Here is a 20,738-nt window from a genome sequence, read left to right as displayed (position 1 = left end):
TGGAACCTCCTTTCTTACGCTTTTTGTGTACCTAAATCTGCAAGTACATCTAAAATTTCTTTGTAGAACTCTTCACGCGTACCACCGCGATGAATTTCTTTATATAGCTCACCATCTTGAATGAATAAAATACGCTGACAGTAACTTGCACTATACGGATCATGCGTAACCATCATAATCGATACACCTTGATCTTTATTTAAGTTTGTCATCGCATCAAGTAAACTCGTTGCATTTTTAGAATCAAGAGCTCCTGTTGGCTCGTCCCCTAAAATAATTGCTGGCTCATGCACAAGTGCACGCGCTGCTGCTGAACGCTGCTTTTGTCCACCAGATACTTCAGATGGATACTTTTGAAGAATTTCTGTAATCCCTAGCATATCCGCTACTTTTTCTACTTTCGGTCCAATATTACGTGATGAAACACCTTGAAGGGAAAGTGGAAGTGCGATGTTTTCATAAATAGATAAGTTCTCTAATAAGTTAAAGTCTTGGAAGATAAATCCTAATTTTTGTGAACGGAAATCAGAAAGCTCACCTTGCTTCATTTTCGTAATATCCGTACCCGCAATTTCAACAACGCCGCCCGTTGCTTTATCAAGCGTTGAAATTACATTTAATAATGTCGTTTTACCAGAACCAGATGGTCCCATAATTCCAACAAACTCACCCTCTTGAATTGAGAATGAAACACCTTTTAACGCGTGTGATTGGTTCTCACCTTTTTTACCGTACACTTTTTGAACGTTTTTCACGTCTACAACTGGTTTCGTCATATATATCCTCCTACGCTTGTTTTTCCATTACCTATTTTGCGCCTTTTAGAAGAGAACTGCTATTTGTTAACATTACAATTACCTTACACTTTTGTAATATAAAAAAGGCGCGCGTGTAAGGTTCGTTTTCTTTTGGATCAACCTCATTGGTAAATGCAATTTTATCAGCGATTCTCAAAGGAATATCGACTTACCGAAAAAAGATGACAATAAAAATAGACTGTTCCACAAAAGGAACAGCCCAATTCTCTCCTTATTTCTTTAAAGGTGTTACCGTCCAATACGTAATAACACGCCAAATCCATTCTAGTGGACCCATTTTAAAGATTTTCATCCAAATTACACTAAACACAATTTGAATAACATAAATTGCGATACATACATATAACGTCTGCATGTATGTTAAGTTTCCTGCAAAGTTACACACACTACCAGCAATTAAAATCATTGCAGTTTGTCCGATATAATTCGTTAAAGCCATACGACCGTAGTATTTCAATGGTGCTAACAATGTTTGAACTGGTTTTAACTGAAGTAATAAAATTAATGCTCCTACATAGAAAGCTGAAATAATTGGTCCAACTGTAACACCAATTTTTAAGAATTGACCTGCAGCGTCCATTGTTCCATCTTCATTCATAATTATCATATTTACAAATGGATTAGCAGGAACATGCCCATATTGATACCATAACGCTGCAACACTTAAAACAAACATAATGCCTGTAAAAATAGCGACTTGTTTGATTTTTGCTGAAAGGTTTTCAAACACTTTATACTGCCCTGCAGCAAGACCTAATAAAATTAAACCTAATGGTAATAATTCCTTAGCTGCCATAATACTAAAAGCTATCGTAAGAATAAGACCGAGTACTACATTCACTTCTTTTTTCGCTTTATAAAACGGTAAAACGACTAATCCGCAAATTGCGTATAACGCTAGTGCTTCTCCAGGCTGAAACATTTGATGAATTAAACCAAAAATAAATAGTGCAACTACGCGGCGTAGAAATAGAACGTACCCATTCTTCCCTTTCGCAATTGCTCTTGTAATAAAGATGTAGAATCCTACTCCAAATAAGAATGAGAAAATCGAGAAGAAACGACCTTCTACAAATAAGTATAGAAACCTTTGATAACTGGCATCTACTGTATTAGGATCGGGTACCTTAATATTTAGTAGTGCAAGAATATTTACTAAAATAATCCCCAGTAATGCGAAGCCACGAATGTAATCTAACTCATCAATTCGTTTGTTTGTAATGTTGTTCCCCATAAAGCAACTCCTTGTCCAAAATTTAATCCTCCCTTACTCTACTGGAAAAGTAAGCTTACAACTATCGGCAAACCTTACAGAAATCTTACATTATTGTCATATAGCAAAATAAAACCAGGTCATATTGCGACCTGGTTTACTCTGATTGCTTTGATCTTTGAGGTTGTCCTTTTTTACTGTTGCGCTGTTTCACTTGAACAACTGGATCAAGTTCATTTGAAAACTCAGCGTTATGTCCATTTTGCGTTTTTTGCTCTGGATTATTTTGATCTGAACGTTTCGCCATTACATTCACTCCTTATTAGTGCGGTGTAATAATCATTTGATGTTGCAGTTGGCGAATTGCCATGCGTGCTCTATTTAACTGCTCACGTTGCTCATCATTCGCATGTTGCTGCATCGTTTGTAAATCGTTATATGCTTGTTCTAATTGTAACTGTGCATCTGAATACTCCATCGTATTATAATGCTCTTGTCTCATACCTTGGTCTAATTGTTCTTTCGCATATTCCACCGCTTGTTCTGCTTGTGTAATATACGATTCAAGTGATTGACGCTCTGCCATAATTGTCCCTCCTTGCTTCAATTCCCCTTTAGTGTGTCCCTTCCATATGAACCTTATGAGTATGTTATAATGGATTTTGTTTCATTTTGACTCGGCTTAGGAGGGAAAGTAATGAAGGTTCAAAACCCTTTTCCATATACAAACGACAATAAACGTTATCATACATGGAATTACCATTTACGAAATGAATTTGGTGAAAAAATCTTTAAAGTTTCATTAGATGCTGGCTTCGATTGCCCGAACCGTGACGGTACAGTTGCTTACGGTGGTTGTACATTTTGTAGTGCTGCCGGATCTGGTGACTTCGCTGGTGATCGCCGCGATGATGTTATAACGCAATATCATGAAATGAAAGAAAAAATGCGCTCAAAGTGGAAAGACGGAAAATGTATCGCTTATTTCCAAGCGTACACAAATACACATGCACCACTTGAAGTGTTAAAAGAAAAATTCGAACCGCTTCTAGCAGAAAAAGACGTTGTCGGTCTTTCTATCGCCACTCGTCCAGATTGCTTACCGGACGATGTCGTTGAATATTTAGCGGACTTAAATAAACGCACATACCTTTGGGTTGAACTCGGTTTACAAACTGTTCACGAACGAACTGCAAACCTTATTAATCGCGCTCATGATTACCCATCTTACGTGGAAGGTGTAAATAAATTACGTAAGCATGGCATTAGAGTTTGCTCTCATATTATTAACGGTCTTCCACTTGAAGATTACGACATGATGATGGAAACAGCTCGTGAAGTAGCGAAGCTTGATATACAAGGAATTAAAATTCATTTACTTCATTTATTAAAAGGAACGCCAATGGTGAAGCAATATGAAAAAGGACAACTAGAATTCCTTTCTCTTGAAGATTACGTAAGTCTCGTTGTTGACCAACTTGAAATGATTCCAGAAGACGTAATTGTGCACCGTATCACAGGTGACGGTCCGCCTGACTTAATGATTGGTCCAATGTGGAGCTTAAATAAATGGGAAGTATTAAATTCCATCGATGCAGAATTTGTACGCCGCGGAAGCTGGCAAGGAAAATATGCAAATGAGGAGAAACAACAATGAAATTAGAACGTGTATTACCGTTTGCTCGCACACTACTGCAAACGGCAGTAAAAGAAGGCGATTACGCTGTAGATGCAACGCTCGGCAATGGACATGACACATGCTTCCTAGCTGAAATCGTTGGAGATAACGGAAAAGTATTTGGATTTGATATTCAAAAAGAAGCAATTGAAAGCTCTACTATCCGTCTAAAAGAAAAAGAGCTTTTTGAACGCACTGTTTTAGTTCACGATAGTCACGATACGCTTCTATCCGTACTACCAGAAGATGCAAAAGGAAAAGTAACAGGCGCTATCTTCAACTTAGGTTACCTTCCTGGTGGTGACAAGCATATCGTTACAAAACCGAACTCAACACTCTCGGCAATTGAACAATTACTAGAAGTAATGGCACCTGAAGGAATCATCGTCCTTGTCATTTACCACGGACACCCAGAAGGACAAGTAGAACGCGACGCTGTTCTCAAATTTGCAGAAGAACTCGACCAAAAACAAGCTCACGTACTACGATACGGCTTCATTAACCAGCAAAATAACCCACCATTTATTGTGGCGATTGAGAAGCGATAAAATATATCAACGATTTTTTCGATATATCGACGATTCGACACACTATATCAACTTATCGACAAAACATAACAAAAAAAGACGTGCACTCATTGCACGTCTTTTTGTTATTCTCCTATATAATGGATATATACAATATTTGAAGAAAGAAGGATAGAACTTTGCTAGTAGAACTAAGGGGAATTCAAAAGAAGTATGGCAAATCACTTATACTAGACAACATTGATTTATCCATTCCAGAAGGAGAAGCGCTCGCTATTATTGGCGGGAACGGGACTGGAAAAAGTACGCTACTCAAAATAATTGCAGGATTTATTTCACCTACGGCAGGGACACTTCAAAGAAAAGAACATATACAAATCGGCTATGTACCTGAACATTTTCCTGAAGGGATTCGTTTTACATTAGAAGATTATTTATATCATCTCGGCCACATCCACGGTTTATCAACAAAATATTTAAAAGATAAAATTCCGATGCTTCTTGAATCTTTTCATTTACATCATGCAAGGCATTCTGTTGTACGAAACTTTTCAAAAGGTATGAAACAAAAAACAGGCATCTTACAAGCATTACTTACAGATGTCCATTTATTAATTTTAGATGAACCACTTTCTGGGCTAGATCCTAACTCTCAGCAAGAACTAGAACATATTTTACTCTCATTAAAAAAACACGGCATATCTATACTCTTCACATGTCACGAAAAACAACTACTAGAAAACTTCGCCGATAGAATTGTGAAGTTAGCAAATCATACAATCACGGAAAATATCTCTGTACAAAAAGGAGCAGAACAAGTCTATATTGAAGCAATCGTTCACGAAACATTTTCAGCGATAGAACTACGGAAACAATTAGGATTTATACACGTTGCACACAATTCAAATCAAAACCTTATTCAATTACAAATCGAAAAAGAATATACAAACGAAATGCTTCAGTTTTTATTACATAAAAAAGCATCTATCACACTGCTACAACCTAACTTTTAAATCGAAAGAAGGTTTATTATGTTTGCCCTTATTCGTTACCATTTTCTCGACTATACAAAATCGTATAAGTACGTCCCTCCTATTGCGATGTACTTTGTGAGCTTACTTTTTGTATATACATATAAGCCGACTCCTATTGTACCGACATACTTAGAAACAGCTCTCGCCCTTTATTTATTATCTGCCTGGATTACAATCACAATTTTTCATACGGAAGATCCTGTACAAGAACAAATTACTATTTCTCACACAAATAATATTTCCGCACTATATGTGGGTAAATATATTACCGCTCTTCTCATTTGTACTGTGCTATCTTTTATATCCGTAATCTATCCAATGATTTTGCAAATGTTTAATGAAAAAATGACAGTTTCTTTATTCCTAGTCGGATTTCTCGCTCATATATCTTTCTCTATAATAGGAATTTCAATTGCAACTTTATTTACTAGAAATATGATTCAAAAAACAAGCACCGCTTGGCTTAGCCTTACATTCATATTGCTTATAACGATCGCATCTATCCGATTTAAAAAAGAATTACTATGGTTTTTACCACCTGTCGAAAGCTTTCTAATGCTTGGACAATACAAATTTAATATACTTACTCACACGCTATGGCTCACAGCTTGGGCTATCGTATATTCATTTTTATTACTTACTTTATTTCTTTTTATCGTTCGCAAAAAACGTTTTTAATTACATATTAAAGGAGACAAACCAATGATCGGAATACTAGCAGGAATGGGACCAAAATCAACTGGACCATTCGTCGATACAGTTGTAGCAGGGTGCCAAACAATATACGGAGCAAAACATGACATGGACTTTCCTCATATGATGATTTATTCTTGTCCAACACCGTTTTATATGGATCGGGCTATTGATCACGAGGCGATGAAAAAAGTGATTATTGAAGGGGCGCAAAAACTTGAAAGTACTGGCGTAGAATTTATCGCTATGCCTTGCAATACAGCGCATCTTTATTTTGAAGAATTACAGCGTTCTCTTTCTATCCCGATTTTAAATATAGTCGATGAGACGTTACAAGCAATTCCTGAAAGTACAAAAAGAATCGCGCTTCTCGCAACAGAAGCGACAATTCAAGCTGGTATTTATCAAGACGGGATTGTAAAACGGAATATAGAATACATTCATTATGAAAAATGGCAGACAATGATTAATCAAACTATTTCTTGTATTAAAGGCGGAGAAATTGAAAAAGCTCGCGAATTGTGGAATACGCTCGTTGTGCAGTTGAAAGATGAAGTTGATACCGCAATTATCGCATGTACTGATTTAAATGTGGTGGCGGGTGAGGATTTTGTTGATTCCGCTCAATGTCTTGCTGAGGCGGTTGTTAGGATGTATCTATCAAATACAAAGAGATCTTCATAAACATAGAAAACCTCCCCAAAACTTTTAACATTTTTCACAATTCTTTCAAAATATCCACACTTAATCTCGCTATATTAAAATGAGGAATTTATTCATATAGGGAAGGTTAGGGGAACTGAAAGTATGAAAGTAAATCGTTCGCTTCATTACATTTTTTGGCGTTGGCATTTTTATGCTGGGCTTTTTATTACACCGCTTCTTATTACGTTGTCACTGAGCGGAATTGGGTATTTATTTCGGGAAGAAGTTGAAGATTTCATCTATAAAGATTTATATTTTGGGAAGAGCGCCCAAACGGAATCTATTTCGATGTCTGATTCTATTTCCTTAACAGAGAAAAAATATCCACATTATAGTGTGGCGAAAATTAGTGAGTTTAATGGGGATTATAATACGAGGCTTACTATTGCAAATGAATATACAGGGCAACAAAAATATGTGTATTTAGATAGCAATAATCAAATTATTGGAGATCAAAATGCAAGTGAAACGTTTGCCAATATAATGCGGGAATTACATAGTTCTCTTTTAGTTGGTGGCACTGTCGTCAACTATACTATAGAGCTTGCGGCATGCTGGACAATCTTTTTAATTGTAACTGGATTGTATATGAGTATACGCCAGTTCAAAAACACACCGGCATCTAATAAGCGAGAAAAAGCAAAACGACGTCATTCTATTATCGGTATTATATTTACAATTCCACTCGTTTTGTTAGTCGCATCTGGATTGCCATGGTCAGGATTTATGGGTAACCAAATTTATAAAATCGCATCGTCGAATGAATCGATTGGATATCCAAAGTTGTATATGGCACCGCCTGAATCAAAGGTAAAAGAATTGCCGTGGGCAACAAGAAAAGAAGCTCCTCCTGAATCGAATTCAAATGAGCCAAAAACAATTTCTGTCGATGAATTACAAAAAGGAATTGAAATAAAGAAGCCATACGTTATCTCACTACCAACTGATCCGAAAGGTGTATTCACCGTTTCGAAATCGAGCGGTTCTGGTATTACGGGCATGGATGTGGCACCAAATGAAGAAATAACAGCTTACTTTGATCAATATAGCGGAAAACTCATTTCAAAAACGGACTATCGTGATTATGGCTTATTTGCACAATGGTTCACTTACGGTATCCCGCTTCACGAAGGTCATTTATTCGGATGGCCAAATAAAATATTATGCTTACTAACGACATTATCTTTATTACTTCTTATTTATTACGGAGTAAAAATGTGGTTTGCAAGAAAGCCGAAAGGAAAATTAGCAGCACCACCAAAGCAAAGAGATAAGAACAGCATAATCGTTTTCTTTATCATGATGGTTATACTAGGCGCTGTCATGCCTTTATTCGGACTATCTGTTTTAGTTATTTTCGCAATTGAACTTCTCATATATGTATTTGCAAAAATACGATCATAAATAAAAAAGCATTTGTACTCTCGTGTACAAATGCTTTTTTATTTACTATTCGTTTGTTTTTTTCTACTATTCATTAAGAACACGATATCTACAATAATAATTGTGCCAATTATTACTTGCGGCACATAATCCATCATAGTAGGACCACTTGGCCTATTCATCATCATATACATTCCAGTTACAAATGAAATGGAAAGTAGCATGAGTAACGTTACTTCAATATTTTCATATAGCTTTTGAAACAATCGCTTCATTTCCACTACCAGACTTTACCATATTATAACAAAAACCACTCTACATGAGTGGTTTTCTTCATCACTGCGCCATTTTCTTTCGGTACATCTTCCCGTTCCAATAGAAGAATCGTGAAGTAAGCCCTCCGTATTTTACAATGCGCCGTGCCATTTTGTGCATATTCTTTTGTGCTGATACTTTTTGATCTGATAAATAAATACCAAGTAACCCTCGGCTTATGAGACGATGAAACTTCGCATGAGGTAAATCACCAATGCTCTTCTCTGCTTCTTCTACAAAATGTTTCATACGATCTAATATCGCTTGCTCGTTTTCATAATAACTACAGAAATTCAAATCCCCGCCGGCGCGGTCTTCTTCTTGATCGATGAAATAATCAAGTAAAATGTGAAGTCCTTGTACGTATGGGAAGTATCCTTGTCTAATTTTCGCAATATCTTCATCATGTAATTCATCATGAAATGCATATGCTACAAGACAGAAGATTCCAAGTGTAGAACCGGCACATGCTGAAAATTCAAACCAGCTCATTTCAGGTAAATTTTCTTTATGTGCTTCAAACCATTTTTGTAAGCGTGGTTCTCTTTCTTCTAACTTCACGTGTTTATGAATTTGCAAATCACAATAATAACAAGCAAGTTCATGAAGAACAGGAGCAATTTTGTCATAGTGCTTCGTTTTCTTTAAAACATCTTGGCATGTTTCAACAAGTTCATCTAAATAACCACCATCGTCTTGGTCATCACGATAGCGATAATAATTACCGCCACCTTCTACTTCAGGTGATAATGCCATTAACATAGATTCATGCAGTGCGGCAAAATCATTCGGATCAAGTGATGTACTGCGGTCACATAAATTATCTAAATAATCGCTGATTGTTTGATACGCTACGATAAAACGAATGCATTCCTCTCGGTGCTCATTTGCTAACAGTGCTAAAATACCACCGCCTTCGCAATGAAACGTTTTATTCTCAATACTCGCGATTGCCTGACTATGAAGCTCATCATTCGGAATATGGTAGGCACGCTCTTTCCACACCGCTAGCTCATGGTGTACTACCGGAAACACATCACGGTATACTTTCGCCATGAGCGTTATGGGATTACTCGGTACGTTCACTTCTTCCTTCATCTCCTCTATTCGATGTACAAATAATTTACTTATTTGTTTGTTTCTATTATGTTATTGATGCGTATTTCAGTAAATGACTGAATATAATTCAAAATTTCATCACGCTCATACTCATTTAATAACTCGTGATAACAATTCGGCCATTCTTTAAAAGCCTTATCACTTATTTTAACATTATCAAACCAAGTGCGGACACGTATTTTATCTACAAGTTTATCCTCACAAGCTTGCATTAGCAAGAGCGGAACATCTGGAAAATCATCTATTTTTTTATGAGCAATTTCGATAGACTTAATCAATTCACTATACCAACGTACTGATACTTTGCGCAAGAACAATGAATCATTCTCCATCGCGTCCCTAACTTCATGATTACGAGTGGACATTTCCACTGTAAGATTCGTTGCAAATTGCAATTTTGGAGCGATAATATTTAATATTTTTGAGGCAGCTTGAAGTGGTGCTGAAGGTCCAGCTACTAAGCCTAAACATGGCGAACTTAAAATAATGCCGTCTACATCTTCTCTCTTCGTTTCTTGCATCATACGAATGACAATAAGACCACCCATACTATGACCAAATATAAAAATAGGTAACCTATACTTTCTTGCCTCTTTCACCCATAATTTAACTTCCTCTATGTATTCATCAAATGAATCAATATGTCCTCTATTTCTCGAAGTCGTTCCGTGTGACGGAAGGTCCCCCATTACGACGTGGTAGCCGATATGATTCCACATTTCCGCAACGGCTTCGTAACGTCCGTGATATTCCATTGCGCCGTGCACGATAACAACGACAGCTTTCGCTTCCTCTGCTTCATAATTCCACATACGGACCTCCTCCATTTCACTCTTTCTCATAATTTGATACACTGAAACTAGTCTCTAGGAAAGGAAGACTTTACATGATATATCCTTACAAAGAAAAAAATCCGAAAATTGCGAGTAGTGCTTTTGTCGCTGATTATGTTACGATTACAGGCGACGTTTCCATTGGTGAAGAATCAAGTATTTGGTTTAATACAGTCATACGCGGTGATGTTTCACCAACAATCATTGGAAACCGGGTAAATGTACAAGACCAATGTACACTTCACCAAAGCCCACAGTATCCTCTTATTTTAGAAGACGACGTAACCATTGGGCATCAAGTTATTTTACATAGCTGTCATATTAAAAAAGATGCTTTAATTGGAATGGGATCTATTATATTAGATGGTGCTGAAATTGGTGAAGGAGCCTTTATCGGTGCTGGAAGCCTCGTTTCACAAGGAAAGAAAATCCCGCCAAACACATTAGCATTCGGTCGACCAGCTAAAGTCGTTCGTGAATTAACAGAAGAAGACCGTAAAGACATGGAGCGAATTCGCACACAATATGTTGAAAAAGGCCAGTATTATAAATCATTACAGAAGTAACTTTTCCAGCTGCCATTAAAGTGGCAGCTTTTTATATAAAGTGAAACTTTAATCAGTGGGGTTTTTCTTCATCCCCCACTGATTATTAGTTGAACCAATCGGACTTTTATGGGCAGTTGATCCCCCACCTAACTTCTTTGCTTTCGCTGCATTTTGAGGTGGGGGTCTTACTGCCCATTAAAGCGGGATAAAAACTAACTTTTTCTTTACAAAACATTATTACTCCCTCAATAAAATCTTATTAAAATAAAAGCTAATATCTCCATATATATGTAAACGAGGGAGGAGAATTTTCATGAAGGTCAGTGGACTGTATAAAATAGAATGTTACATTTTCAAAGGAATTAACCGATACTTTGATCAAAAAACATTAAATATCTTTTTCAGCAATATTACTCATATCGGTGGTGCTACTTTCTCAATCGCACTCACACTTTTCTTTTTAATTTTTGCAAAAGGGACTTTGCATCAAGCTGCAATCGCAACTGCTATTTCTTTAGCAATTAGCCATATTCCTGTACAAATATTAAAAAGATGGTATCCGCGAAAACGCCCTTATTTAACAATTCAGGATGCGAAATATCCAGTCCATCCATTAAAAGACCACTCTTTCCCGTCTGGTCATACAACAGCCGTTTTCTCTATCCTTATTCCATTTATTTGCTATAATCCAAGCATATTTGCTTTTCTATTACCGTTAGCATTATGCGTTGGTATTTCTCGCATTTATTTAGGGCTTCACTATCCGTCTGATGTATTCGTCGGTATGTGCCTCGGCACTTGCTCTGGCATCATCTCTTTTTATCAATTCATCCCACTTTTCACATAAAGGAGTGATATGATGAGAGTCGCCATTTTTACCGATACTTTTACGCCACAAGTTAACGGAGTTGCGAAAACATTAGAACGATTAACACGTTATTTTCAGAAAGAAAAGATCGCCTATTCTGTTTTCGCTCCTCAGCATACAGCTGAAGATAATTTCGTGGCTAATGTGAACAAGATGAGAAGTATTCCGTTAACAATATTATATCCAGAATGTCGCTTTTCTTTTCCTACTCCGCGCATTAAACGAGAACTTCTTTCCTTTAAGCCTGACATTATTCACATTGCCACACCTTTCAACATGGGACTTTGTGGATTGTATTATGCAAAAAAGTTAAACATCCCAGTTGTCGGTTCTTATCATACTGATTTCGATGCTTATTTACGCTATTACAAAATCGAATTTCTCTCTAATATGCTTTGGAACTATTTAAAATGGTTTCATAGTCATATGCAAAAAAATTTCGTTCCTTCCTTTGAAACGTTACACCAACTAAAAAACAAAGGCTTTCAGGCCCTCTCCATATGGGGACGTGGTGTAGATTGCACACTCTTTCATCCATCTTACAATACAGACCTATTCCGAAAAAAATATAATATTACAGCGAAGTATGTCCTTTCCTATGTTGGACGGCTTGCCCCTGAAAAAGATATTGATACGTTACAACACCTTATCGCGAAAACAGCGCATACTCGAAACGATATTCATTGGCTCATTGCAGGAGACGGTCCTCTAGCAATAAATTTACGTGAAGCTGTTCCGAATACAAATGTCACTTTTACTGGATATTTACAAGGTAAGGATTTAGCTGAAGTATATGCTTGTTCTAACATCATGGTATTTCCATCCGCTACTGAAACGTTCGGAAATGTCGTACTCGAATCACTTGCATGCGGTACACCTGTCATCGGTGCAAATAGTGGCGGGGTTAAAAATATTATTACGGATGGACAGACAGGAGTTCTTTGCCCGCCCAAACATGCGGATTCATTTCTATCATCCATCCATTCTTTATTGCGAAATGAAGAGCAACTTATGCAAATGAGCATAGCGGCTTCATCTTATGCTAAAACAAAAAGCTGGGATGAGATTTTCCGTGGGTTACTTGACCAATACGAAACCGTCCTTCAGAACACCGCATCAGAATTACTCGCTTAAACAGAAGAACTCCCTTCAACTAGACGAAGGGAGTTTATTACACAGTTATAAATTTTAGTTTCATAAATGATACATAAGGTTAAACATTGTTTTATTTCTATATTCATTATATCAAAAATAAACATAACTAAACAGACTTGTAATAAAAACCCATAAAAATTAATATATGGTTATACAGTGTTTTAACTGTATAGTGATTTTAAGAATTCCCCTTAAAATCAACTTACTCACATACCTTTATACAGTAATTGTTCCCCAATTTCTGTATACCAAAAAACCTTTCATTCATTTGAAAGGTTTTTTTGAGCCTGCACATATTCTTCTTTCGTATTCACATTTATAAACCAATCCGCATGCGCTTGTACATCTTCTCCAGCAACATACTTTACATTACATTGTGATAAAAGCTGGCCCACACTTCTTTTTTCTTCCTGAAGCAAAGCATAAATCTTTTCTTTCACACGGTTATGATACGCTGCAAGTAACGGTTGTTTTCTTCCATTAATAATAGGTACAACCGCATCATATTCATTACTCGTTTGCTCTAGCAAAATGATAAACCATTCTTGCGAAATATTTGGCGCATCGCAAGGCATAATAGCGTACCAATCTGCTTCTATATATTCCATACCTGATACAATGCCGGCAAGCGGTCCATTTCCTTTATAATGCGGAATATCTTCTATAACAGGTACTTGTACGAATTGCTCTACTCGCTCTTTTATATCAGTATGGCTAATTACTACAATGTCTTGCAAAGTAGTTCCCATCACTTTCACAATATGCTCAACAAAAGTAGTTCCCTTCCAAATTGCTAACGCTTTCGGCTCACCGAATCGACTCGATATACCGCCTGCTAATACAATTCCAGCATACTTACTCATTGGCGATACAGCTCAAATGTAATATGACCTAATTCCGGTAAAATTAATTTATTCATTGCAAGGCGAACTGCTCCGCTCGATCCTGGCATCGAGAAAACTACTTTGCGTCCAATTGTACCACCAATCGCTCTACTTAACATTGCGCTGCTTCCGATATCTTCTAAATAACTAATCATACGGAACAGCTCACCAAATCCGACAATTTCTTTATGTAATAACGCTGATACTGCTTCAATTGTGACATCGCGTTTCGTAATACCAGTACCGCCATTTGTTAATACAACATCTACATCTTCCTTATGATAACCAGCTAACACCGCTTGCTGAATACTTTCTTTATCATCTTTTACAATTTCATAAGAGGTCACTGTATGCCCTGCCTCTTTTAACAATTCATGTAATAGTTGTCCGCTCTTATCTGTCTCTTCCGTACGTGTATCGGAAATCGTCACGATCTTACAACGCACTTCTTTTGGAGCTTGTTTTTTATGTTCAGTTACACTCATTTTTCATCTTCCCTTTCCTAAAGTCTTTTCTTCATTTTATCATACCTATCTTTACACAATTATGTATGAAGCCGCTAATACACCATGATACAATATAAGTATATACAACCACAAAAAGGAAAATATACTTTCTTATACTCCTAGACTACACATCATTAGCTACTCTTTAAATCCTCTTATATTTTCCACATGGTAGATTTCATTTTAAATTACAAAATAATCTGGGGGTTCACTCACTATGGAACTTTATAAAAAACTAACAACAACATTCATCCTCTTATTCGTCGCTTCCATTACTGTCGGCTTTTCGCTAAAAGGCGCAATTCCATACGCTACATTAGTAAGTATTATATTCGCAACACTATTTTTACTAAGCAGTGCCTTTTGCGCGGGTAAAGCACGTCAAATGAAAGGTTGATTACATATGTTCAAGAAGAAACCAATCCTTTGTAAATCATGTAAAAAAGAAATACAAACGTATGAAAAGGCATGACGAATATGAAAAAGTATATTGAGCTAGACGGCGAAGTATATCGTAGCTCATGCATTCAAATTGTAAGTAAAACAAAATAAAAAAAGCTTTGCGCTCACGGCGCAAAGCTTTTTTTCATATATTATAGACCAGCTTGCTCTTTTAAAGCTGCAGCTTTGTCTGTACGTTCCCATGTTAGGTCTACATCAGTACGTCCGAAGTGGCCGTAAGCTGCTGTTTGTTTATAAATTGGGCGACGTAAGTCTAGCATTTTAATAATACCAGCTGGGCGAAGATCGAAGTTGTTACGAACTAGTTCTACTAGTACGTCTTCAGATACTTTACCAGTCCCGAATGTATCAACTGAAATTGATACTGGTTGTGCTACACCAATTGCGTATGCAAGTTGTACTTCTGCTTTGTCAGCAAGACCAGCTGCCACGATGTTTTTCGCAACATAACGAGCTGCATATGCTGCAGAACGGTCAACTTTCGTTGCATCTTTACCAGAGAATGCACCGCCACCGTGGCGAGCGTATCCACCATAAGTATCAACGATGATTTTACGTCCTGTTAAACCAGCATCACCTTGTGGTCCACCAATTACGAAGCGGCCAGTTGGGTTAATGAAGAATTTCGTTTCTCCATCCATTAATTCTGCTGGAACTACAGCTTTAATTACATGCTCTTTTAAATCGCGATCGATTTCTTCCCATGTAACATCTGGATGATGCTGTGTAGAAATTACGATTGTATCTACACGTACAGGTTTACCATTTTCATCATACTCAACTGTAACTTGCGTTTTTCCATCCGGACGTAAGTATGATAATGTGTCATCTTTACGTACTTCAGTTAAACGGCGAGCTAATTTGTGAGCAAGCGAGATTGGAAGTGGCATTAATTCTTGTGTTTCATTACATGCGAAGCCAAACATTAAACCTTGGTCTCCCGCACCAATTGCCTCAATCTCAGCGTCAGTCATTAGACCTTCGCGTGCTTCTAGCGCTTGGTCAACACCCATAGCGATGTCAGCAGATTGCTCATCGATAGATGTTAAAACTGCACAAGTTTCTGCATCGAATCCGTATTTTGCGCGTGTGTAACCAATGCCTTGAATTGTTTCACGAACGATTTTTGGAATATCTACGTAAGTAGAAGTCGTAATTTCCCCCGCTACCAATACTAAACCAGTTGTTACAGTTGTTTCACAAGCTACACGTGCATTTGCGTCCTTTGATAAGATCGCATCTAAAATTGAATCAGAAATTTGGTCACAAATTTTATCTGGATGTCCTTCAGTTACAGACTCAGATGTGAACAGATGACGTTTTTTTGTCATGTGGTAAACCTCCCTACAGTAATTGTATATATTGTACGGAACTCATCCTTAATTTGCCACAAACTGCGACATACATTTATTCTCCCACACAAGCATACAGAAAAACCTTTCCTACTTTGCATAGAGGAAAGGTTTAATTTGCTACTTGCATACTGCTTTTTGCCCTTTGCTCTTATCGTTCGAGACCGTTAGCCTCGCACAGGTTTTAGCACCTATTCACCTGTATTTACCACTACAAGTGAGGTTGCTGGGCTTCATCGGGCCTGTCCCTCCGCCAGCTCGGGATAAGAGAGTATCCGTCCCAACCTATACTAAAGAAATGATATTCATTTGTCAATTAATATTCACATTTTCCTGAAAGTTTTTCTCAATACGCCTGGAATGAAATATTAATAAGGAAATAATACATTCACACAAACAAAAAGAAATAAATAGTATACATTATTTATATAATTGTGTTATACTCTTGTTGGGGATTACGAGAAATATTTCATTAAATGAAAAGGATGGTATATAAATATGAGTACTGTGAATGTCCAAATTGGTTTACATGAATTATTGAACGGAAGCAATGCACAGATTCAACTAAGTGTTCCGCAATTAGTGGAAAAAGTATTAATGCGAAATGAAGGGAAATTAACTTCTACTGGTGCCGTTTCTGCTTCAACAGGAAAATATACAGGACGTTCTCCTAAAGATAAATTTATTGTGAAAGAAGCATCGGTTGCTGACAAAATTGCTTGGGGAGCAGTGAATCAACCGATTTCTGAAGAACATTTTAATAAATTATACACTAAAGTTTTAGAATACTTAAAAGAAAAAGAAGAGTTATTCATCTTCAATGGATTTGCAGGCGCTGACCGCAATTACCGCCTACCAATTCAAGTTATTAACGAATATGCATGGCACAATTTATTTGTACATCAATTATTCATTCGTCCAACTGAAGAAGAATTAACAACTCATGAATCAGAGTTCACAATTGTTTCTGCACCGAATTTCAAAGCTGATCCAGCTGTTGACGGTACAAACTCTGAAGCATTCATTATGGTTTCATTCGAAAAACGTATCGTACTAATTGGTGGTACAGAATACGCTGGAGAAATGAAAAAATCAATCTTCTCTATTATGAACTTCTTACTACCTGAACAAGATATTCTTTCTATGCACTGCTCTGCAAACGTAGGTGAAGAAGGCGACGTAGCACTATTCTTCGGTTTATCTGGAACAGGTAAAACAACATTATCTGCTGATCCACACCGTAAATTAATCGGTGATGATGAGCATGGTTGGTCTGATAACGGTGTATTCAATATTGAAGGCGGTTGCTACGCAAAATGTGTAAACCTTTCTCACGAGAAAGAACCACAAATTTTCGATGCAATCAAATTTGGATCTGTTTTAGAAAACGTTATCATTAATAACCAAACGCGTATCGCAGACTATAACGATACTACTTTAACAGAAAATACTCGTGCTGCATACCCTATGCATGCGATTGACAATATCGTACTGCCAAGTGTTGCTGGACACCCAAATACAATCATTTTCTTAACTGCTGATGCATCTGGCGTATTGCCTCCAATCAGTAAGTTATCAAAAGAACAAGCTATGTATCATTTCTTAAGTGGTTACACTAGTAAACTAGCAGGAACAGAGCGCGGCGTTACATCTCCGCAAGCAACATTCTCAACTTGCTTCGGTTCACCATTCTTACCACTTGATGCATCTCGCTATGCTGAAATGCTTGGTGAAAAAATCGAGAAACACGATGCGAAAGTATTCTTAGTAAACACTGGCTGGACTGGTGGCGAATACGGCATTGGTAAACGTATGAACTTAGGTTACACTCGTGCAATGATTCAAGCTGCATTAAGCGGCGAACTTGCGAAAACTGAAACAGCTAAACATGACATCTTCGGTCTTGAAGTTCCACTTCACGTACCAGGTGTACCTGACGAAGTGTTAATGCCTGAACAAACTTGGGCTGATAAAGCTGCTTACAAAGCGAAAGCAATCGAGCTTGCGAGCGAATTCAAAGAGAACTTCAAAAAGTTCGACAGCGTTTCTGAAGATATTATTAACTTAGGCGGTCCAATCGCTTAAGTACAAACTTTCTGTTGGAATACCCCTTTTACTCATATGAATAAGTGTCGTGTAACCGTAAAGTTCCGCGTACTCACCGACAAAACCCAATGCGGCTTAACGGTTATACACACTTACATAAAAAAGAAGCTTACGTTAAAAACGTAAGCTTCTTTCTATATCTTATCTCTTCATCTATGACTTAGTTCATAAAATTACATACCAACATCCGAATTTTACAGAAAATTCATTTTATAATCATTCATTATTATTTTTTTATGGTACAATTTACATATGCAGGAAAGGATGAGGCCTTTGAAAAATTTTTCTCGTACAGGAAAAATTTTATTCAGTTATGGAGCGATCCAAATGTTTTGGGGACTTGTGATGCTTAATGTTAATTTATTTGAGCATACAAGTGAAACGATAAAATATATTATTCTAATTATCGGAATAATTTGTTGTATTATATCCACCTTTTTTAAAGAACATAAGAGTCATACTAATACGTGATTTCATGTTAGCTTATAGGAAGCAGAAACCTGTATTTTATGCAAAATTATGCTTCCTATTGTAACTACCCCTCGCCGGACCCTCTATTCCATCTAAAAAGAGGCTTTTTATCTTTTTAGCCCTTTGTTAATTCTTCCTCATCTTTCATACTATAGTAGCCTAAATTCACAACGATTAAGAAATAACCACCCAGAATCCCTACTGCAAATGCCCACATAACCATGTGGTGCTCAATTTCGTACATAATAACAGCGCCCAAAATGGCAGCTGCAAAACGATTAAACATACCGAGCGTCGGTGCTTTCGTTTTCTTTACGATACTATCTCCAAGCTTCTCAATTCGTCTCCCTAAAAGCCAAACACAATACATACTTACGATAAGTCCAATTCCAGCACCTAGAAAATGAGCTGAAAACGGTGTTAACATCCATCCTAGCAAAAGAAAACCTAGTAAATAATACGATTGAATTTTAAATGATCTTAATGACATACTAATCATGCTGTTCTCCTCTTCAGTAATTTTTATCTATCCAACAAAAGCTGTATAACTCATTTCTTTCGAGTTCATACTACTTAAAATTCATTTCACTCAAATTAAAAACAACATAAACAGTATGTTTATGTTGTTTGAATGTTTTCAGGAAATAATATTATACAAAATTTCAAACATCATATTCTCATAATTTGTGACGTTTTTCCAAACATTTTTCGTCCATTTATGAAAAAAGTGATATCAATCTATGAACATACGGATATGATGTAATAAGTACACAAATAAAGGGGGCGTCTAATGATTTATTTTTTAATGGCTCTCATTCACCTCATTATCCCTGCACTTATTGGACTTTCATTGTATTGGTACACGAAAAATCATAGTATTTTCTACGCTGTCCTCGGTGTTCTTCTTCCAGGTATTATTCTTATCACACTCTTCCGTATTCCATTTTTAAACTTAATTCCACTTATTACTGCTATCTTATTTCTCGTCTTCTTACCAAAAATAAAAAAATAGGAAAGCAGATCATAGATGATCTGTTTTCCTATTTTGATATAGGTTCCCCCGCAGTAGAATGAATTTTTACTTTCTCCGATTTCACAAACCATAGACCGAAGAAAATAATAATTCCACCGATTATTTGTTGAAATGATACATATTCATTTGCCCATATAGCTGCAAATAAAACAGCTACAAGTGGCGTTATATACATATATACCATCGTATGTGACGCGCCAATTTTTTGAATACCAACATACCACATCACTAAACCAAATACTGTTACAAAGAAAATGGAATATAGTAAAGCGAATAGTGTCATTCCATGTGTAATGTGAAATGGCATTATAAATACATGTGGTCCACTTAACAATAAAAGCGGAATCGCGCCAACTAATGCTGACCATGCGGTAACACGTAGTGCTGAATATTTTTTAATTAATGGACCTGCTAAAACAGGATAAAGCCCCCAGCATATTGATGTAATAAGTCCAATTCCGTTACCATAAAAAGAACTAGCAAGCGAATGCCCTGCTAATAAAACTAATGCAGCACCACAAAAGGCAATTATAGAACCGATGAGCTTTCGAGAAGAAAACTTTTCTTGTTTCAAAAAAATAGCAAATACAGTTGTAAAAATAGGTGAAATAGAAATGAGTAAAGAGGCATTTGTAGCGGACGTATATTTGACAGTTTCCATAAATAACGTTTGATACAGTACAATACCTACAACACTAACGATGATTAATCTAGGTATATCCTTTCGTTCCATATAAACCGACTTTTCAATAAAAAATGTAAGGAGTAACATAAGCGGTGCCGCTGATATCATCCGAAGTGCAGTAAACTCAATTGCTGTAAATTCTAAAAGTCCATATTTAGCAATCGTAAAATTAATCCCCCAAATAATAACGACTGCTAAAATTAATAACTCAATCCCCCATCTTCTCATGCATATCCCCTCCGCAAATAAGATTATACAGAAAATTCAATCACATGTACATTTCATTATGTGAAAAAATCTTTGTATTGTATGGAGAGGTTTGCTTTGTTTGGTACATAAACTTATATCGA

Annotated in this window: 25 protein-coding genes and 1 riboswitch; of the genes, 13 read left to right on the top strand and 12 right to left on the bottom strand. The window is 36.7% G+C overall.

Going from position 1 to position 20,738, the window contains the following annotated elements:
- Positions 1 to 14: 14 nt before the first annotated feature.
- The 4 genes from ACSG5Z_RS08785 to ACSG5Z_RS08770 all read right to left on the bottom strand — a co-directional run bounded on the left by ACSG5Z_RS08785 (position 15) and on the right by ACSG5Z_RS08770 (position 2,617).
- Positions 15 to 776, bottom strand: coding sequence for an ABC transporter ATP-binding protein (locus tag ACSG5Z_RS08785; RefSeq protein WP_046198226.1), 762 nt, complete (start codon positions 774 to 776; stop codon positions 15 to 17).
- Between the two features lie 253 nt (positions 777 to 1,029).
- The gene (locus ACSG5Z_RS08780) at positions 1,030 to 2,052 is read right to left on the bottom strand and encodes a DUF418 domain-containing protein (protein ID WP_435711307.1); all 1,023 of its coding nucleotides are present in this window, start codon (positions 2,050 to 2,052) and stop codon (positions 1,030 to 1,032) included.
- 136 nt (positions 2,053 to 2,188) lie between these two features.
- Positions 2,189 to 2,338 carry a hypothetical protein gene (locus ACSG5Z_RS08775; protein WP_001129345.1) on the bottom strand — a complete coding sequence of 50 codons (150 nt, stop codon included), beginning with the start codon at positions 2,336 to 2,338 and terminating at the stop codon, positions 2,189 to 2,191.
- Between the two features lie 15 nt (positions 2,339 to 2,353).
- Entirely contained in the window at positions 2,354 to 2,617 is a 264-nt protein-coding gene (locus ACSG5Z_RS08770) for a YtzC family protein (protein ID WP_000840869.1), read from the bottom strand.
- 111 nt (positions 2,618 to 2,728) lie between these two features.
- Between ACSG5Z_RS08770 and mnmL the strand changes: the two genes are divergently transcribed.
- From mnmL to ACSG5Z_RS08740, 6 genes are all read left to right on the top strand, one after another.
- Positions 2,729 to 3,688, top strand: a complete 960-nt coding sequence (gene mnmL / locus ACSG5Z_RS08765; protein ID WP_435711306.1) for a tRNA modification radical SAM protein MnmL/YtqA — start codon at positions 2,729 to 2,731, stop codon at positions 3,686 to 3,688.
- Positions 3,685 to 4,257, top strand: a complete 573-nt coding sequence (gene mnmM, locus ACSG5Z_RS08760; protein WP_088064619.1) for a tRNA 5-(aminomethyl)-2-thiouridylate-methyltransferase MnmM — start codon at positions 3,685 to 3,687, stop codon at positions 4,255 to 4,257. The genes mnmL and mnmM overlap by 4 nt, the downstream gene beginning before the upstream one ends.
- A gap of 158 nt (positions 4,258 to 4,415) precedes the next feature.
- On the top strand, positions 4,416 to 5,249 hold the full coding sequence (locus ACSG5Z_RS08755; RefSeq protein WP_435711305.1) for an ABC transporter ATP-binding protein: 834 nt from the start codon (positions 4,416 to 4,418) through the stop codon (positions 5,247 to 5,249).
- 18 nt (positions 5,250 to 5,267) lie between these two features.
- Positions 5,268 to 5,948 (top strand): ABC transporter permease, encoded by a 681-nt coding sequence (locus ACSG5Z_RS08750; protein ID WP_435711304.1) that lies wholly within the window; start codon positions 5,268 to 5,270, stop codon positions 5,946 to 5,948.
- Between the two features lie 24 nt (positions 5,949 to 5,972).
- Entirely contained in the window at positions 5,973 to 6,647 is a 675-nt protein-coding gene (locus ACSG5Z_RS08745) for an aspartate/glutamate racemase family protein (protein ID WP_435711303.1), read from the top strand.
- 123 nt (positions 6,648 to 6,770) lie between these two features.
- Positions 6,771 to 8,072: a PepSY-associated TM helix domain-containing protein gene (locus ACSG5Z_RS08740; RefSeq protein ID WP_435711302.1), complete on the top strand. Its 1,302-nt coding sequence runs from the start codon at positions 6,771 to 6,773 to the stop codon at positions 8,070 to 8,072.
- A gap of 38 nt (positions 8,073 to 8,110) precedes the next feature.
- On the opposite strand, the gene ACSG5Z_RS08735 is transcribed toward ACSG5Z_RS08740, so the two are convergent.
- The 3 genes from ACSG5Z_RS08735 to ACSG5Z_RS08725 all read right to left on the bottom strand — a co-directional run bounded on the left by ACSG5Z_RS08735 (position 8,111) and on the right by ACSG5Z_RS08725 (position 10,297).
- The gene (locus ACSG5Z_RS08735) at positions 8,111 to 8,326 is read right to left on the bottom strand and encodes a hypothetical protein (protein WP_088123562.1); all 216 of its coding nucleotides are present in this window, start codon (positions 8,324 to 8,326) and stop codon (positions 8,111 to 8,113) included.
- Between the two features lie 61 nt (positions 8,327 to 8,387).
- Positions 8,388 to 9,452 carry a tetraprenyl-beta-curcumene synthase gene (gene tbcS / locus ACSG5Z_RS08730; protein WP_046956135.1) on the bottom strand — a complete coding sequence of 355 codons (1,065 nt, stop codon included), beginning with the start codon at positions 9,450 to 9,452 and terminating at the stop codon, positions 8,388 to 8,390.
- 41 nt (positions 9,453 to 9,493) lie between these two features.
- Positions 9,494 to 10,297 (bottom strand): alpha/beta hydrolase, encoded by an 804-nt coding sequence (locus tag ACSG5Z_RS08725; protein WP_046958673.1) that lies wholly within the window; start codon positions 10,295 to 10,297, stop codon positions 9,494 to 9,496.
- Between the two features lie 74 nt (positions 10,298 to 10,371).
- Between ACSG5Z_RS08725 and ACSG5Z_RS08720 the strand changes: the two genes are divergently transcribed.
- The 3 genes from ACSG5Z_RS08720 to ACSG5Z_RS08710 all read left to right on the top strand — a co-directional run bounded on the left by ACSG5Z_RS08720 (position 10,372) and on the right by ACSG5Z_RS08710 (position 12,868).
- Positions 10,372 to 10,884: a gamma carbonic anhydrase gene (locus ACSG5Z_RS08720; RefSeq protein WP_000640213.1), complete on the top strand. Its 513-nt coding sequence runs from the start codon at positions 10,372 to 10,374 to the stop codon at positions 10,882 to 10,884.
- A gap of 295 nt (positions 10,885 to 11,179) precedes the next feature.
- Positions 11,180 to 11,713, top strand: a complete 534-nt coding sequence (locus tag ACSG5Z_RS08715) for a phosphatase PAP2 family protein (protein ID WP_435711301.1) — start codon at positions 11,180 to 11,182, stop codon at positions 11,711 to 11,713.
- A 12-nt stretch (positions 11,714 to 11,725) separates the two neighbouring features.
- Complete coding sequence (locus ACSG5Z_RS08710; RefSeq protein ID WP_137011947.1) at positions 11,726 to 12,868, top strand: glycosyltransferase family 4 protein; 1,143 nt, start codon at positions 11,726 to 11,728, stop codon at positions 12,866 to 12,868.
- A 281-nt stretch (positions 12,869 to 13,149) separates the two neighbouring features.
- Here the strand turns inward: ACSG5Z_RS08710 and ACSG5Z_RS08705 are convergent, their stop codons facing one another.
- Both ACSG5Z_RS08705 and ACSG5Z_RS08700 read right to left on the bottom strand, forming a co-directional pair.
- On the bottom strand, positions 13,150 to 13,752 hold the full coding sequence (locus tag ACSG5Z_RS08705) for a molybdenum cofactor guanylyltransferase (protein ID WP_087984874.1): 603 nt from the start codon (positions 13,750 to 13,752) through the stop codon (positions 13,150 to 13,152).
- A complete protein-coding gene (locus ACSG5Z_RS08700; protein WP_087984875.1) occupies positions 13,749 to 14,258 on the bottom strand; it encodes a MogA/MoaB family molybdenum cofactor biosynthesis protein in 510 nt (169 codons plus the stop codon). Before ACSG5Z_RS08700 ends, ACSG5Z_RS08705 begins: the two co-directional genes overlap by 4 nt.
- 238 nt (positions 14,259 to 14,496) lie before the next feature.
- On the opposite strand from ACSG5Z_RS08700, the gene ACSG5Z_RS08695 reads away from it, so the two are divergent.
- On the top strand, positions 14,497 to 14,676 hold the full coding sequence (locus tag ACSG5Z_RS08695) for a hypothetical protein (protein ID WP_000424805.1): 180 nt from the start codon (positions 14,497 to 14,499) through the stop codon (positions 14,674 to 14,676).
- 196 nt (positions 14,677 to 14,872) lie between these two features.
- Here ACSG5Z_RS08695 and metK read toward each other — a convergent pair whose 3' ends face one another.
- Positions 14,873 to 16,072: a methionine adenosyltransferase gene (metK, locus tag ACSG5Z_RS08690; protein WP_000163113.1), complete on the bottom strand. Its 1,200-nt coding sequence runs from the start codon at positions 16,070 to 16,072 to the stop codon at positions 14,873 to 14,875.
- A gap of 169 nt (positions 16,073 to 16,241) precedes the next feature.
- Positions 16,242 to 16,363: riboswitch (SAM riboswitch) on the bottom strand.
- A gap of 228 nt (positions 16,364 to 16,591) precedes the next feature.
- On the opposite strand from metK, the gene pckA reads away from it, so the two are divergent.
- The gene (gene pckA / locus ACSG5Z_RS08685; RefSeq protein WP_087984876.1) at positions 16,592 to 18,178 is read left to right on the top strand and encodes a phosphoenolpyruvate carboxykinase (ATP); all 1,587 of its coding nucleotides are present in this window, start codon (positions 16,592 to 16,594) and stop codon (positions 18,176 to 18,178) included.
- Between the two features lie 294 nt (positions 18,179 to 18,472).
- Entirely contained in the window at positions 18,473 to 18,670 is a 198-nt protein-coding gene (locus ACSG5Z_RS08680) for a hypothetical protein (protein ID WP_435711300.1), read from the top strand.
- 115 nt (positions 18,671 to 18,785) lie between these two features.
- Here ACSG5Z_RS08680 and ACSG5Z_RS08675 read toward each other — a convergent pair whose 3' ends face one another.
- The gene (locus tag ACSG5Z_RS08675) at positions 18,786 to 19,169 is read right to left on the bottom strand and encodes an ATP synthase subunit I (protein WP_060486665.1); all 384 of its coding nucleotides are present in this window, start codon (positions 19,167 to 19,169) and stop codon (positions 18,786 to 18,788) included.
- 291 nt (positions 19,170 to 19,460) lie between these two features.
- On the opposite strand from ACSG5Z_RS08675, the gene ACSG5Z_RS08670 reads away from it, so the two are divergent.
- Complete coding sequence (locus ACSG5Z_RS08670; RefSeq protein WP_000639043.1) at positions 19,461 to 19,682, top strand: hypothetical protein; 222 nt, start codon at positions 19,461 to 19,463, stop codon at positions 19,680 to 19,682.
- A gap of 28 nt (positions 19,683 to 19,710) precedes the next feature.
- Here the strand turns inward: ACSG5Z_RS08670 and ACSG5Z_RS08665 are convergent, their stop codons facing one another.
- Positions 19,711 to 20,616, bottom strand: coding sequence for a DMT family transporter (locus ACSG5Z_RS08665; protein ID WP_435711299.1), 906 nt, complete (start codon positions 20,614 to 20,616; stop codon positions 19,711 to 19,713).
- Between the last annotated feature and the right edge of the window lie 122 nt (positions 20,617 to 20,738).

It is taken from the genome of Bacillus pretiosus (genome assembly GCF_051294775.1).
In the GTDB taxonomy this organism is placed as follows: Bacteria; Bacillota; Bacilli; order Bacillales; family Bacillaceae_G; genus Bacillus_A; species Bacillus_A wiedmannii.
This window is presented reverse-complemented; position numbering and strand designations above follow the sequence as displayed.

Coding starts and splice junctions, on each gene's coding strand:
- ACSG5Z_RS08700 (WP_087984875.1), bottom strand. CDS start 14,258: ATGAGTGTAACTGAACATAAAAAACAAGCTCCAAAAGAAGTGCGTTGT.
- ACSG5Z_RS08740 (WP_435711302.1), top strand. CDS start 6,771: ATGAAAGTAAATCGTTCGCTTCATTACATTTTTTGGCGTTGGCATTTT.
- mnmL (WP_435711306.1), top strand. CDS start 2,729: ATGAAGGTTCAAAACCCTTTTCCATATACAAACGACAATAAACGTTAT.
- ACSG5Z_RS08670 (WP_000639043.1), top strand. CDS start 19,461: ATGATTTATTTTTTAATGGCTCTCATTCACCTCATTATCCCTGCACTT.
- ACSG5Z_RS08785 (WP_046198226.1), bottom strand. CDS start 776: ATGACGAAACCAGTTGTAGACGTGAAAAACGTTCAAAAAGTGTACGGT.
- ACSG5Z_RS08770 (WP_000840869.1), bottom strand. CDS start 2,617: ATGGCAGAGCGTCAATCACTTGAATCGTATATTACACAAGCAGAACAA.
- ACSG5Z_RS08675 (WP_060486665.1), bottom strand. CDS start 19,169: ATGATTAGTATGTCATTAAGATCATTTAAAATTCAATCGTATTATTTA.
- ACSG5Z_RS08665 (WP_435711299.1), bottom strand. CDS start 20,616: ATGAGAAGATGGGGGATTGAGTTATTAATTTTAGCAGTCGTTATTATT.
- ACSG5Z_RS08710 (WP_137011947.1), top strand. CDS start 11,726: ATGAGAGTCGCCATTTTTACCGATACTTTTACGCCACAAGTTAACGGA.
- ACSG5Z_RS08720 (WP_000640213.1), top strand. CDS start 10,372: ATGATATATCCTTACAAAGAAAAAAATCCGAAAATTGCGAGTAGTGCT.
- ACSG5Z_RS08715 (WP_435711301.1), top strand. CDS start 11,180: ATGAAGGTCAGTGGACTGTATAAAATAGAATGTTACATTTTCAAAGGA.
- ACSG5Z_RS08745 (WP_435711303.1), top strand. CDS start 5,973: ATGATCGGAATACTAGCAGGAATGGGACCAAAATCAACTGGACCATTC.
- ACSG5Z_RS08780 (WP_435711307.1), bottom strand. CDS start 2,052: ATGGGGAACAACATTACAAACAAACGAATTGATGAGTTAGATTACATT.
- metK (WP_000163113.1), bottom strand. CDS start 16,072: ATGACAAAAAAACGTCATCTGTTCACATCTGAGTCTGTAACTGAAGGA.
- pckA (WP_087984876.1), top strand. CDS start 16,592: ATGAGTACTGTGAATGTCCAAATTGGTTTACATGAATTATTGAACGGA.
- mnmM (WP_088064619.1), top strand. CDS start 3,685: ATGAAATTAGAACGTGTATTACCGTTTGCTCGCACACTACTGCAAACG.
- ACSG5Z_RS08705 (WP_087984874.1), bottom strand. CDS start 13,752: ATGAGTAAGTATGCTGGAATTGTATTAGCAGGCGGTATATCGAGTCGA.
- ACSG5Z_RS08735 (WP_088123562.1), bottom strand. CDS start 8,326: ATGAAGCGATTGTTTCAAAAGCTATATGAAAATATTGAAGTAACGTTA.
- ACSG5Z_RS08695 (WP_000424805.1), top strand. CDS start 14,497: ATGGAACTTTATAAAAAACTAACAACAACATTCATCCTCTTATTCGTC.
- ACSG5Z_RS08750 (WP_435711304.1), top strand. CDS start 5,268: ATGTTTGCCCTTATTCGTTACCATTTTCTCGACTATACAAAATCGTAT.
- ACSG5Z_RS08775 (WP_001129345.1), bottom strand. CDS start 2,338: ATGGCGAAACGTTCAGATCAAAATAATCCAGAGCAAAAAACGCAAAAT.
- ACSG5Z_RS08725 (WP_046958673.1), bottom strand. CDS start 10,297: ATGTGGAATTATGAAGCAGAGGAAGCGAAAGCTGTCGTTGTTATCGTG.